We start from the raw sequence: 12,211 nt of genomic DNA, 5'->3' as shown, positions 1-12,211 counted from the left end.
AGGAAGTTACGCTTCTTCAACGAGCCACTTTTTCGCTTCTTCCAACTTTGTGTGATCGAAATATTTCACATTTGCCGAAGTAAACGGCTTGCAGAAGACAGCCATACCTTCTTCCCATTTCGATTCGCCTACGATCGCCAGGCGTTTGATGTCGCCCCAATGCTTCGTATCAAATTTGATGTCATCCCACAGGGCACCCATGGTCCAGCCTTGGAAGTTGTGCAATTCGACCAGCAGACGAAGCTTGCCAAATTCCTGAATCTGCTTTTCAACCTCAGGCACGAACGACTCGTAGTCGGCCTTGGTAAGCTTGCCGGTCAGGCGAACAATGGTCAGATCCTTCAAATGCACAACTTCTACGTTTTCACTCATCGCTTGTTGCTCCCTTGAACGCAATCGTCTCGGTCGGTGTGGGTTTCTCCCCGTTGGGGGTCGCTTCTATTCTAAGGCCCTCCGCCGAGCAAATAAATCCTGGACGCGCTTTTCTGAAATTCTTACGCTGAACCATCTATCCTCTCTTGCGCAATCGTTCTGAAGCATACCCCATTCCGTGTGGTGCCCTCCATGAAATCTTTCAGCCAACGTTTCTCCCAACTTCTGACTCTGGGCCTGGTCGCTTTTTCCACAGCAATTACCTGGGCAGAAGAAATCCACGTTTCATCGAAGCACGAATTGCTTCAAGCAGCCGAAAAGGCAATGCCAGGCTCCACAATCGTAATCACCTCGAAGACGATCGACGGTGGAATATCACTCCGAAATCTGCAAGGAACACCGGCAAAACCGATCGTTATCCGGGGTGAAAGACGCGACCAACGCCCCATCATTCAAGGGGGATCGTTCGGCATTCAATTGTCAGACCCAGCTTATGTCACCCTTGAAAACATCGAAGTCCGTGGTGCCAGTCAAAATGGAATCAACATCGACGATGCTGGATCCTTTGACTCCCCTGCCCTACATGTCACGCTCAACAATCTTTATGTGCACCAGATCGGGCCAGATGGCAACTGCGACGGAATAAAGCTCTCCGGGCTAGATCATTTCACGCTAGAGAACTGCCGAATCGAGCGTTGGGGAAAAGGCGGCTCCGCCATCGATATGGTTGGTTGCCATCATGGCATTGTGCGAGATTGCCGAATGGAATTCGATACGATGAATTCCGCCAGTGGTGTGCAGATGAAAGGAGGAACCAGCGACATATCGGTTTCTTACTGCCGTTTTGAAAACTGTGGTCATCGCGGCGTTAACATCGGTGGCAGCACAGGCCTGCCCTATTTTCGACCGCAGAATGCGACCTATGAGGCGAAAGATATCACCGTTGAGGATTGCACTTTTGTCGGAGGTATGGCCGCCGCGGCGTTCGTCGGGGTGGATGGTGCCGTGGTACAACACAACAACATCATTAACCCCACAAAGTGGGTTATTCGTATCCTTCAGGAAACGACTGCTCCGAGGTTTGTTTCCTGCCGCAATGGTGTCTTTCGCAACAATATTGTTCAGATAGAAGCTGACCAAGCTTTTCGTAGTGTGAACGTCGGCTCGAACACATCACCAGAAACGTTCCAGATCGAAGGAAACGCTTGGTTTGCTCCTAACGGCCAACTCTCCGAGAAAACACTTCGGCTCCCCGTCGTTGAGAAAGAGGGAACCTATAACGTTAACCCACGTTTCACTGACTTTAAGGGTAAGACGAATCTAACTGCCCAGAATCGTTTGCTTGGCGACAAAGGGGTCCGAGAACGATCGCGAATGGACTGACAACGTCGGATTCATCTCAAAATTTGGAAACCGCCACTCGACGACAATCGTCCTTGATTTAGCTGGATAGAATCCTACAGAGTCGGGGAGATTGGCTATGTCACGCTGGAAACCATTTCGATTTCATCTCGGGACGCGGCAAACAGGCCTATCGGTTCGCCTGTTGATCCCCGTTTGGAGTTGGAGTTGGCTTCAGATCCGGATCAGCACTATTTTACTGCTCATTCTTGCAGCAAGTGTGTATGTTGCATGGCAACGAGATCACACCACACTTAGCGATAAGATCATCGAGCTTGAAGTCGAGCTGTCACAGATTCAGAACGTGAAAACATCGTGGAGCATTCAGCAATTGTTAGGGCCACCTGACACGGCTGGATTTGGCGATATCGTAACGGCTTGGGCTTCTGCTTCAGCCGATGGTCAGGCTGAGTGGATCATCGCTCATTTTGAAGAAGAAGTCTCGCCGAGTCAGCTTCACATCTACGAAACTTATAACCCTGGTGCGGTCAATAAAGTCTCAGTCTTTACCCCGCTTGGCAACGAGGTTGTCGTCTGGCGAGGAACCGATCCGACACCACCAACCTCCGCAGGCGGAACTTCCAAAATACCTCTTCAAACGATCTGGCGAACGAAGAAAGTCAAAGTCTATCTCGACTCTCCGAACGTCGCGGGCTGGAATGAGATTGATGCGATCGGTCTTCTCGATCAACAAGGCAACACGCAGTGGACGAGATACGCCGAGGCTTCATCCTCCTACGGAACCACGAACGCAAGCAGCCCGATGGTTCCTGGTCCTGTGTTTTGCGGCGTCGCTTCTACCGATCCGTATTAACCACGCTGAGATGATTCATCAGCCAATCGACGGGGGAAACCTCGGAGTCAGAAATCGTTACTACGTCCTGCTTTTCTGCTCGCTGATAAGCCATTTTAATCGGACGAACCGACTGCTCAGTTTCTCCTATAACACGTAATAGCATGGGAGCCGCTAAAGCGAGAAATCCAGGGACATCGCCATATTTAGCCCCGCCTGGCAGTAGATTCGGTGAACGGATTGAATCAACACTTCCAAAGCGAAATCCGTTGGTACGAAGCACCGCAAAGTCAAATGCATCCGGCTGCTTGGCGATGGCAACCGAGCCAATCGCAGCAAGTGCAGGATCAAGGGCGAACAAGCCGACCGACTTAGGCTGACGTTCGTGATTTCTCACAAAATTGGCCATCGTTAAAACATCTTGAACACGTTGAGCGGCAACAGAATAGTTGTAGCCCAACGTGTAGGCCGCCGCTTCTCGCTTATTCTCAACTTTGGGTGTTGCCTCAAGAGGCTGGCCATCCGGCAAAAATTCGCCTTGGTAAATTAAATCGATTGCGGCAACCGAAACTCCGGAGGCCACTAGCTTCGCGACCTCCGCTTTCATGGTTCCCCCGACATCGAACACGCCAGACTTGCCGTCCTCGGAAAGCCAAAGCACTGTGTGCCCATTCCAATTCTCGGCAGGATACAAAAATAATGCGGGAAGCTGCGACTTGTTTTGCTCGTTATTTAGCAGACCTGCCAACAATAGATAGCCGGGTTCCTGCCGCTTTTCTTTTACATCAAATGAAACAGCATCGACTGCGATATCGGTCTCGCCAACGATAACATCCAAAGCAGTAGAAACCATCTCTTGGTACTTCGCGAATTGCTCTTCATCTCCAAGCAGAAGCGGCTGGATCTGCTTCTCGGACTGCGCTGCGAGTTGCTCTACCAGTTTACGCTCGAACTCGGGCTGATAGACCGGACGGTTTTCGTCACTCCAGACAGACAACTCGTTGATTCCCAAACGCTGAAATGGCCGTTCGTCGATGGCTTCCTCCAGGCCGAGTTCACGCTGAAACATTGCGTACATTGCCTTTCGGGACACGGCATTGTAGTTGTGCCCAAATTCGGTTCTGGCAGTCAATTCAACGCGATCTTTTGCATTCAAAAGTGAGTACAGCTCCTTTAGCTCTGGAAAGCCTTTCGTCTCGAATTCGACGGTCCAGTCGTCGGCCGCTGTTAATCCTTGCGGCTTGGGAGCAAACAGCGCCGCGAACTCAACGTTGCCGGTACCGATTCGAAGCAGCGAGCAATTTTCGCACGTACAGCCTCCCTGCATGGCCGTCGAAACCATAACCGCTGGAAAGCAAGCGGCGACACGCGGATCGATGGCGGCGACCAGCATTGTTTGCGTCGCACCACCACTTGCTCCGGTGACTGCTATTTTCGACTTATCAACGTTCGGAAGCGATTCCAAAACATCGAGTGAGCGAATGCAATTCCAGATCTGCAGTCCCATGACCGACTGAAGATGCGATTCGGCCTGGGGACTGAAAAATCCCCACCGCTCGCTGGTAATCATTTCAGGTCTCTGTTTCGCAAACTTATGGACCAAGTCAAACGACAGCTGCTGGCTGTCGGCATATCCCAGCATATCAATCTGCAAAACGATGCATCCCATTCGTGCCAAGTGAACGCAGCGAGCTTGAATAGGATTCTTTGCGGCTTCTACATTCGTTTCCGCACCACTTTCCAATTGTTCCTTAACAGACTTCTCATCCGCGACGTAATATCGCCCGTTCTCCCAATGGCCATGCGGACAAAGTACTGCCGGGAAAGGACCATCTTTGCCAAGTGGTTCGTACAGATTTCCTGTTACATACAGTCCAGGTACGCTCTCAAATCGCACATTGGCAACGGAGTAATCTTCAAACTCTCGGCGAGCGACAATTTCGTAGTATAACGGCGTTCGAGGAGGCATCGGAAAAAGTCCCAATGCCACTTTGATCTGCGTGCGGATCTTCTCGGCTCGAACATTCCACTGGACAACGCTTTCAGGTGGACTAAAGGGAAAATAGCCTTCCAGATCTTTTGGTGGGGCCAATCGTGCATCGTCTGGAAGTTGCCCGGCAGAAAGAACGGTGACCGACTGTTGAGCATATGCCGATCCCGTCAAAACGGCGGCAAGCACCAGCAGTGTGCCTGCCCGAAAGAACATTTGAATTGTTCGCATCGCGTGGTACGTCCAATGGTGGGAAGAATCTGGGACGAGAGGATGCGATGCAGTTTACGACAACTCTTCAGTTAATGCGAATGTTTTCAGGAAGCCTTGATCTTGTCGATCTCTTCGCGGGTCTTGGCGATCTCCTGTTCAACTGCTTCCACCTCGCCTGGTTCATCAGCTTGCGCTTTCACTCCGGCCAACTTTTGGTTGAGTGTCTGCATTTTCTTCTGCAGAACATCTAAACGTTTCTTTTGCTTCTTATCCATGAAGACTCCCGTCGTGGTAATCGTGAAAAGACTGAGTTGTACTAGCTGCTTGATGGTGCGGCAATGATCTCGCGCATCTTTTGCAGTGCGACCATCGCTTCAATTCCCTGCAAGCCGAAGCATTCGTGCATGAGCATCAACGCATCGTTGAATCGGTTTTGGGTCAACTCCTGACGAATCCGCATTGCCTTGACGACCACTGCAGTGTCGTCGTCGTAGCGAGCTGCAAACGTTTGCGCGCACTTCATCCCGCTGTAGGGCGAAAGTCCCAGGATCTGCGCGATGACGTCCCCGGCTTGCTCTACTTCGCCGTGCTCGATGTGCAAGACAAATCTCGCGAACGCAGGCGCTTTCGGCTGGCTTACGCCTGGTGCTGGCAAGCCAATTAGTTCATCTCGATCTGAGGACGCCGAAGAGCGAGCGTCCTCTGGAATCGCCGAAGGAAAGTGAGGAAGTCGAGCCGTTTCCATACTTTCCGCTGGGTCTTCCCGCTCGAATGCATCCGGTTCACTGGTAGTTTCCGGCTCGAGCGGCAAGTTGGAAATCATCTGATTCAAATGAGCCAGCTTATTGCCCATTTGGTCGTAGAGAGTTTCGATCTCACTCAGAAACGATTCCCCTTCTGCGTCGGCAAGTATTTCGTCTGCTTGATCGAGGATTGCCTCGGTCATGCGAGCCAACAAAGCATCACGAGCTTGCTTGAGAACGGCCAGGGCCTGGTTTCGGTCGGACATGGCAGAAACACCTAATCGTCGAAGGGGAGAGATCACACCAGCGGAACCAAGTTGGCAACCACTCGCGTGATCCCATCTTAGTCGCTTTCCCCCGAAACGTTAAGAATTCTCGCCGGTTGTCGGCTCTGGGGAAGAGGCCGGGGCCACAGAATCGGCAGAATCGGTATTTTTAGGCTCACGCTCAGCCACTCTAAGTGTCCCCGCCATGAGAACGAGAATGATTGCAAGCGACGCATTTAGCTTGAGCCACATCCCTTCCTTTTCCCGAAACTTCTCGGCATTTTTGCTTCGCCCTGACAAGAGACTAGCGATGTACAAAATGACCAATGCCAACAGGAACTTCATCCCCGCTACGGGGTGATAATACTTCTGGGGAAACGAGTAGGTTGTTGCCTGGAGAACGAGCGAGGTGATTCCGCTAAGCAAGACAATGCCGGCACAAATCATGACCACCTTCGCCCAGCGACTGCGGATGGCAGTCTTCAATTCTTGCTTTTCGGCGAAATCCATCGATTGCATCGCAGGATGCAATGCAAAAACCATGTACAGTGTGCCACCGACCAGAATGATCGCGGGAATGATATGTGCCCAGCGAATGACAAGTTCCAAAACCATTTCCATCGAATCGTTCCTCAGGTGTCGTTTATTTGTCTCTACGGTACCTCGGCGATTGAGCTAATCATCCCAGTTGTTCTGAGCGAATGCCAATGCCTGTTCAGTTGTATGCAGTCTTTTTTCGAGTTGCTCATCTCGAATCGCTTCCAGAACTTGCTGGAACTTTGGACCAGGCTTGAAGCCTGCTTTAATCAGGTCGCCACCGGAGAGCAATGGATCGGGATTGAGTTCTTCTTCCGGAAGACTAAGCCGCGACTCGGCAAAGTCGACCCCGGCAGTCGAACCATCACTAGCCAATTGAATTGCCTTTCCGAAGGCAATCAAAAGGGGGGCCGCATCGGCGATCAATAACCGCTGCAACTTAGGCCAAGCAACTCGATCTGCTTCGCGGATCGTCAATTCATGTCGTAGGAGCCACTGGATTATTTTCGATTCGTCGTTGGTCAATTTCCAACGATTGGCGATTTCATTGGCGGGAAAAATTGGCTTGAACGGCTCCTCGCTCAGTACGCTAAACCGGCACGCATATCGAAGTAATAGCGCCATCGCGACTCGAAAGTCACTGCAATCCAGTCGTTCGAGCGAATGATATGTTTCGCTCCAACGTCGGGCATGGCCAACCACGGTTCCTAGCTCTGGCAGAATTTCGTCGAGCAGCGTCAGATCTCGTAACATTCGCACGGCGATCATGCGATGCGGATCTGCCATCATTCGCCGCATCTCGGCCGCGATTCGTTCAGCGCTGACGACATGAATGTGGCTCGCATATTCTCGAATCGCACGCTGCGTTTGCAGTTCCAAATCAAATGCAAACGTCGAAGAGAATCGCACCGCGCGAAGCATGCGGAGCTTATCTTCCTCGAATCGCTCAAATGGATTGCCGATGCTGCGGACCAGTTTGTTTCTTAAGTCCCGCTTGCCTCCCACGTAGTCCAGAATTTGTTCTTCGATAGGATCGTAGAACATTCCATTGATCGTGAAATCGCGACGCAGGGCATCTTCTTCTGCACTACTGAAACGAACACTATCCGGCCGTCGACCGTCAGAATAACCGAGATCGGTTCGGAAGGTGGCTACTTCGACCTGACCACGTCGCTTGCCTCCCTGAACGGTAATCACGCCAAACGAGGCACCGATCGGCAGGGTTCGGTCATGACCGAAGACGTCTCGAACTTCATCCGGCGTTGCGTCGGTCGCCACATCGAAGTCCTTGGATGGCTTTCCCAGCAGCAAATCGCGCACGCATCCGCCAGCCCAAAGTGCCTGAAACCCAGACGACTTCAGCTTTTGGATGATTTCGATCGAAAACGCTCGCGTCGCTTCCAGTTGGGAACTCATAGCCATGCAGACAGAAAGGGACAATCGTCCAGAAAACCGTTCACCTTATCAGATATCATCCTACTGGACGATGGACCGTCCTATCCCTTAGATTCGTCGGTACGAGAAATTCCAACAGCCAGGACTGAATCATGTCTGAAGAAACAAGCCTTCCCATCGAAACAACTTGCCTCGACGTTCAGGGACTTCAAACCCAGAATGCGGACTTTCTGCTACTCGATTGCCGAGAACAGAATGAGTTCGATTTGGTTCGCATCGATGGTTCGACGCTCATTCCCATGAGCGAACTTCAAGACCGAATTGGCGAATTGGAACCACATCGCCAACGGCACATCGTCGTTCATTGCCACCATGGTGGACGCAGTATGCGTGTCACACAGTGGCTCCGCCAGCAAGGCTTCCCCAAAGTACAGAATATGGCTGGTGGGATTCATGCTTGGGCCCAAGACATCGACCCAAGCATGCCAACCTACTAGTCGTTACTTCTTATCGGCTGGGAAGGGGCGTTTCGATTCTGTGGAGGCGTCGGGAAAATCGCTCGGGATTTCCTCGGTGACTTCTCCGGTAGCAGCCCATTCGGTGCCGCGAAGTAGTGTGGTAATAAATCCGACACATTCCATGGAGTAATCTCCATGGCCCATGGGCGTGTGGAAGACGCGTCCTTCACCGTAGTCGATCGTCATGATCATTGGTTCATGACGACCGGTTCCTCCTGTCGCTGGGTCGGAATAAGCGGTTGCCAGAACATGCATGTTTTCGGCCGGACCCCGTAGCTGGTCGTACAGTTCATCTTGCGAATGCATCCACGCTTTCGGCATTCCCTTCGTTATGGGATGTTCCCCGTCGCGGACAACAATTTGAAACGGATGCTGCCGACCGTGGTGTCCGCCGTTGCCTGCGGACGTGTCGCGAACCATCTCTTCTTCTTGATTGAAATAAACGTAAGGGCCACTCTTCGCGTTACGCCCGCCCCAGCCTCCGAGACCAATGATCCGGTTGTATTCATCCCAATCACCAAAAGCATTGTCGGCAGCGTGAATCACGACAAAGCCGCCGCCATATTTCACATAGTCAACGAATGCCTTATCGGTATCGGCTGACCAACGCTGCCCGTTGTAGTTGCTGATCACGACATCGTACGCTTTGAAATCTGGCGAAAAGCCTTCGGTCGATCTTGGTTTGGTGGTTTCAACATCTACCTCGAATTTGCCGCTTCCTTCGAGATAGGCCTTCATCATCTGCGTTGTCTTGGGCCATACACCATGGTTGTTTTGACCATCGACGATTAAGGCTTTCAGCTTGCCATCGGCGGCAAACAAGTTGGCAGACAACAGCAGGAAACAACTTAGTGAAAACAGAAGGGTGCGCATCGGCGAATGCTCCCAAGGTGGGTCTTCGGGGGTTAGTTCAGAATTTTGTGCGGCTTAAGTATAAACCATCCCCGACGTGATTGCGCCAATTACCGATGCTTTGGCGGCTTAGAATTCCCAGAGTAGCAAACAGGCATAATCCAGATCGTTTCGTTTGCGATCATTCGGAGTACTATCGTAGCGGTCGACGGCGCTGAGTTTCAACGAAAGACCGTCTCGCAATGCGATGACATAGCTTGCGTCTGCCACGAAACGATACCCTTCGTTTGCCTCGAAAGCGGGGAAGAATTCGTAGTTAAACTCGAGCTTCTGAGCTTCGGTTACCTGGTGTTTGAACTCGGTTCCGAGCGTCGCTTCCGGAACGATCCCTTTTTGAGGGCTACCGAACTCTTGCGAAAAACCAGAACCAGCAGAAAGCGTCCATTCGGTTTGATCGGTCTTATACGGCTTGTAGCTCACACCACCGTTGAAGACGAGTCGCATGTCGAATGCTTTGAACTCGTCATACTCAAGGTTTGTCGTCTCAAACAGCGACCAGTTCTCGTGAAGCTTCAGTGGCCATTCCAACTTATGGTTGAAGTAGGCGTTGTTCTGGGTCAGACCATCCTTGTCGGCCGTCCGCAAGTGACGAAGTTGCGACGAGAAAATCGTATGTTCTCCCGATCTCTTGATCTTCGCTCCAACGCGGAGACTATTCGATTCCGTATTACCTGTCTGGCCGTTTAAGCCTAGCTCGGCGCTGTTCGACCAAACGGCGGGTCCAAACCAGTAGTCGATATGACCGTATTGCCCATAGGGAATGTATTCGAAGTAACCGTACTCGTCTGCCTCTTCTTCCGGCTCTTCTTTTTCTGCTTCCTTGGGCTTCTCCACTTCTTCAGCTGGGGCAGGCTCTTCCTTGGCCGGCGGCTCTGGCGGAGGTTCCGGCAAGTCGGGAAGCGGAGGGAGCTCGAGCACGGTCGTAAGCGTCGACTGCACGTCCCCTTCAGGTGTCATGTAATGAACGAATTCAGCATCACTCGCAGGGCCAGAAGTTTGCTCGAAGTAACTATGCCCAACTCCATCGAACGACTGCTTTTCTTCTGCAGATCCATAGGACGCCAGCGACAAGACGACTAGCAATACGATTCCGAAAATGGAGGTAGGGGAAAACGATCCCATTCGGGGAATTTCCTTCTCGAACACACGTGGAACAATCACGGAGAAGAGTCGTATAAGGAAATTCTGACCTGTTGCCAAGGTCAATCGTTTGCTTCATTAATCAATTTGATATCCCGCTATCAATTTGGTGAATGCGCATAAAATAAGAGCGTCCCTTACTGCAAGCAATAAGGGACGCTCTTTCATGCTGGCGTACAAGGACTTATGACCTCCGTGCCGCCGTATCAAACTGCAATTGTCTTGGGCGTGCTGTCTTGTGCTACCGTCGCAAGCGTCGAATAAGTCGCTTTAGCGGACCTTCGCAGCATTCGGTGCGACAAGGTTGGCAACAGCTGGATGAGCACCCTGCGTCAAGTGTTCCGCAAGTCGGTGCAATTCCACAGCATTCATTGGCAATACTCGCTGCTGGCTCACCTGATTGGCCAGGCTCTCGATCACTTTCCACGGACTTGCGTGCGAGGACGGAGACAAAGCTGGCGTCGGGGATCCAAGTCGAGCGAGGAACTCCCCCACAGTGGAGTGCGCGTCCTCCATTTCGTGGGCAGCGCGATTCAATTGTTTCTGCATCGTCAGAAGTTGCTCCAAAGATTGAACCGCAAATTGCGAATCTCCACTCTGGCAGATCAAATCGGCTTCGATCTGAATCATATGATCCGCAACGCGACGGGCTTTTTCCGTGCGAGATTGGCCTTCAACGAGCTCTTGCTGCATTGCAAAAACATTTTCCAAAACCAAGTCGGCCTGCTTTGCTTGCTCTGCTTGCAGAACCAGGCGATCTTGCAAATTCACGAGATCAGCCAACGTCAGCTTCGCCTTACGCACGTCCCCTTGAGCGAGGATCAGTTGCGTGTGCAAGTTAGCCGACTGATTGAAAGCATGTTCTGCTTGAACGGCCGACGGGTACTGATCGGCAACGCGGTTGTGCAGGCTAGAAATGCGATCAAGAGTGACGTCCGCTTCGTGCATGGCAAGCTCCATCGAAGTCAGACGTTGGAACTGAGCAAGTAGTTGGTCGTTCACAGCACTGACACGCTGCGTCAGACGCTTTTGCTCTTCAAGCGTGGCCAGCAAGTCATTCGTGTCGCCAACCGTCGAAGCCGCTTTGCTCAGCTTTTCGACAGTACGATCCATGCGAGAGACACGAATATTGAGATCGTGTAGCTGTTCTTCCGATGGACGAACGGCAAAGACGTAGACCAGGACCACACCTAGAATGATCCCAAATGCAAACGATCCCCAGCTGTAGGGTTCGTAACCGTGCTCATCCCCATCGTGATTGCGATATCCGTCGCTCATCGTCCACCTGCCTCCTGCGGCCTGCATTCATCCAAGATTTGCTAATCGCTTCCGTACGATAGCACTGGTTATCGTCACCCCTTATGCAAGCATGCAGGTCTTTTCATCTTGCCCAGCTTAATTTCATATAGGGTGGTTCCGGTTATAGCGAACGGTTCGATACTGAGTTTTCCGGGCGAACAGATCCGTTTTCAGTCAAAGCCAATGAAGACATGCTCTGGACTGATAGCACGCGTGATGCTGAAAAATTCCGTCGATACGGAAGCCGGCAGTTTTGAACTAGACCTGCTCTAGTCATCCTGGTACCTTCCGCGCCCTCAAAAGTCTCGGGCGGTTCAGAAAGGTATTTGGATTTATGAGCAACAACTTTAATTTCTTCGAGTGGATGCGTAACGGAGTCAAGTCGGCCGTCTTGCTAGGCGTTTCGGACGCTGTGGAAGAAATCGGCATGCCGACCGAAGCCGAAGGCAGCGACAAAAACATGCTGGGCTTCCTGCAAAACGCCAAGACGCAGAAGATCAGCAACTCGTCGAGTTCCAGCAGCAACTCGCGCGGCGGTACCCGCAAGCGTTTGGGCCGCTCGCTGAAAGACATCGAGCCATCGTCGAAGTAAGTCGACCCAAGCGACGCACAGCATCAAGAAACAAAAAAGG

The 12,211-nt window shown here is 51.8% G+C and carries 13 protein-coding genes; 4 read left to right on the top strand and 9 right to left on the bottom strand.

Annotated elements, in window-relative coordinates; translation table 11 throughout:
- Positions 1-6: 6 nt before the first annotated feature.
- Positions 7-372 (bottom strand): STAS/SEC14 domain-containing protein, encoded by a 366-nt coding sequence (locus LA756_RS23310; RefSeq protein WP_224437129.1) that lies wholly within the window; start codon positions 370-372, stop codon positions 7-9.
- A gap of 192 nt (positions 373-564) precedes the next feature.
- Here LA756_RS23310 and LA756_RS23305 point away from each other — a divergent pair, with 192 nt between their 5' ends.
- Both LA756_RS23305 and LA756_RS23300 read left to right on the top strand, forming a co-directional pair.
- Positions 565-1,755 carry a right-handed parallel beta-helix repeat-containing protein gene (locus LA756_RS23305; protein WP_224437128.1) on the top strand — a complete coding sequence of 397 codons (1,191 nt, stop codon included), beginning with the start codon at positions 565-567 and terminating at the stop codon, positions 1,753-1,755.
- A 97-nt stretch (positions 1,756-1,852) separates the two neighbouring features.
- Positions 1,853-2,587 carry a hypothetical protein gene (locus LA756_RS23300; RefSeq protein ID WP_224437127.1) on the top strand — a complete coding sequence of 245 codons (735 nt, stop codon included), beginning with the start codon at positions 1,853-1,855 and terminating at the stop codon, positions 2,585-2,587.
- Here LA756_RS23300 and LA756_RS23295 read toward each other — a convergent pair.
- From LA756_RS23295 to LA756_RS23275, 5 genes are all read right to left on the bottom strand, one after another.
- A complete protein-coding gene (locus tag LA756_RS23295) occupies positions 2,571-4,787 on the bottom strand; it encodes an acetylxylan esterase (protein ID WP_224437126.1) in 2,217 nt (738 codons plus the stop codon). The two genes, LA756_RS23300 and LA756_RS23295, sit on opposite strands and share 17 nt — an antisense overlap.
- Before the next feature lie 86 nt (positions 4,788-4,873).
- The gene (locus tag LA756_RS23290) at positions 4,874-5,044 is read right to left on the bottom strand and encodes a hypothetical protein (protein ID WP_224437125.1); all 171 of its coding nucleotides are present in this window, start codon (positions 5,042-5,044) and stop codon (positions 4,874-4,876) included.
- 41 nt (positions 5,045-5,085) lie between these two features.
- Positions 5,086-5,778: a hypothetical protein gene (locus LA756_RS23285; protein ID WP_224437124.1), complete on the bottom strand. Its 693-nt coding sequence runs from the start codon at positions 5,776-5,778 to the stop codon at positions 5,086-5,088.
- Positions 5,779-5,877: 99 nt separating this feature from the next.
- The gene (locus LA756_RS23280; protein WP_224437123.1) at positions 5,878-6,399 is read right to left on the bottom strand and encodes a hypothetical protein; all 522 of its coding nucleotides are present in this window, start codon (positions 6,397-6,399) and stop codon (positions 5,878-5,880) included.
- A 54-nt stretch (positions 6,400-6,453) separates the two neighbouring features.
- Positions 6,454-7,731, bottom strand: a complete 1,278-nt coding sequence (locus LA756_RS23275) for a CCA tRNA nucleotidyltransferase (RefSeq protein WP_224437122.1) — start codon at positions 7,729-7,731, stop codon at positions 6,454-6,456.
- Between the two features lie 131 nt (positions 7,732-7,862).
- On the opposite strand from LA756_RS23275, the gene LA756_RS23270 reads away from it, so the two are divergent.
- The gene (locus LA756_RS23270) at positions 7,863-8,207 is read left to right on the top strand and encodes a rhodanese-like domain-containing protein (RefSeq protein WP_224437121.1); all 345 of its coding nucleotides are present in this window, start codon (positions 7,863-7,865) and stop codon (positions 8,205-8,207) included.
- Between the two features lie 3 nt (positions 8,208-8,210).
- On the opposite strand, the gene LA756_RS23265 is transcribed toward LA756_RS23270, so the two are convergent.
- From LA756_RS23265 to LA756_RS23255, 3 genes are all read right to left on the bottom strand, one after another.
- Positions 8,211-9,101: a ThuA domain-containing protein gene (locus LA756_RS23265; protein ID WP_224437120.1), complete on the bottom strand. Its 891-nt coding sequence runs from the start codon at positions 9,099-9,101 to the stop codon at positions 8,211-8,213.
- A 108-nt stretch (positions 9,102-9,209) separates the two neighbouring features.
- Positions 9,210-10,262, bottom strand: a complete 1,053-nt coding sequence (locus LA756_RS23260; RefSeq protein WP_224437119.1) for a DUF481 domain-containing protein — start codon at positions 10,260-10,262, stop codon at positions 9,210-9,212.
- Positions 10,263-10,550: 288 nt separating this feature from the next.
- Positions 10,551-11,558 carry a hypothetical protein gene (locus LA756_RS23255; RefSeq protein ID WP_224437118.1) on the bottom strand — a complete coding sequence of 336 codons (1,008 nt, stop codon included), beginning with the start codon at positions 11,556-11,558 and terminating at the stop codon, positions 10,551-10,553.
- A 355-nt stretch (positions 11,559-11,913) separates the two neighbouring features.
- On the opposite strand from LA756_RS23255, the gene LA756_RS23250 reads away from it, so the two are divergent.
- Positions 11,914-12,171: a hypothetical protein gene (locus LA756_RS23250; RefSeq protein WP_224437117.1), complete on the top strand. Its 258-nt coding sequence runs from the start codon at positions 11,914-11,916 to the stop codon at positions 12,169-12,171.
- Positions 12,172-12,211 lie beyond the last annotated feature (40 nt).

Origin of the sequence: Bremerella sp. TYQ1 (assembly GCF_020150455.1) — a bacterium.
Lineage (GTDB): Bacteria > Planctomycetota > Planctomycetia > Pirellulales > Pirellulaceae > Bremerella > Bremerella volcania_A.
The sequence above is the reverse complement of the archived record's forward strand: the minus strand, read 5'-3'. Positions and strand labels throughout refer to the sequence as shown.

Excerpts from the sequence above, each read along its gene's own strand:
- LA756_RS23290 (WP_224437125.1), bottom strand. The coding sequence starts at position 5,044 with ATGGATAAGAAGCAAAAGAAACGTTTAGATGTTCTGCAGAAGAAAATG.
- LA756_RS23275 (WP_224437122.1), bottom strand. The coding sequence starts at position 7,731 with ATGAGTTCCCAACTGGAAGCGACGCGAGCGTTTTCGATCGAAATCATC.
- LA756_RS23270 (WP_224437121.1), top strand. The coding sequence starts at position 7,863 with ATGTCTGAAGAAACAAGCCTTCCCATCGAAACAACTTGCCTCGACGTT.
- LA756_RS23255 (WP_224437118.1), bottom strand. The coding sequence starts at position 11,558 with ATGAGCGACGGATATCGCAATCACGATGGGGATGAGCACGGTTACGAA.
- LA756_RS23285 (WP_224437124.1), bottom strand. The coding sequence starts at position 5,778 with ATGTCCGACCGAAACCAGGCCCTGGCCGTTCTCAAGCAAGCTCGTGAT.
- LA756_RS23295 (WP_224437126.1), bottom strand. The coding sequence starts at position 4,787 with ATGCGAACAATTCAAATGTTCTTTCGGGCAGGCACACTGCTGGTGCTT.
- LA756_RS23305 (WP_224437128.1), top strand. The coding sequence starts at position 565 with ATGAAATCTTTCAGCCAACGTTTCTCCCAACTTCTGACTCTGGGCCTG.
- LA756_RS23250 (WP_224437117.1), top strand. The coding sequence starts at position 11,914 with ATGAGCAACAACTTTAATTTCTTCGAGTGGATGCGTAACGGAGTCAAG.
- LA756_RS23280 (WP_224437123.1), bottom strand. The coding sequence starts at position 6,399 with ATGGAAATGGTTTTGGAACTTGTCATTCGCTGGGCACATATCATTCCC.
- LA756_RS23265 (WP_224437120.1), bottom strand. The coding sequence starts at position 9,101 with ATGCGCACCCTTCTGTTTTCACTAAGTTGTTTCCTGCTGTTGTCTGCC.
- LA756_RS23300 (WP_224437127.1), top strand. The coding sequence starts at position 1,853 with ATGTCACGCTGGAAACCATTTCGATTTCATCTCGGGACGCGGCAAACA.
- LA756_RS23310 (WP_224437129.1), bottom strand. The coding sequence starts at position 372 with ATGAGTGAAAACGTAGAAGTTGTGCATTTGAAGGATCTGACCATTGTT.
- LA756_RS23260 (WP_224437119.1), bottom strand. The coding sequence starts at position 10,262 with ATGGGATCGTTTTCCCCTACCTCCATTTTCGGAATCGTATTGCTAGTC.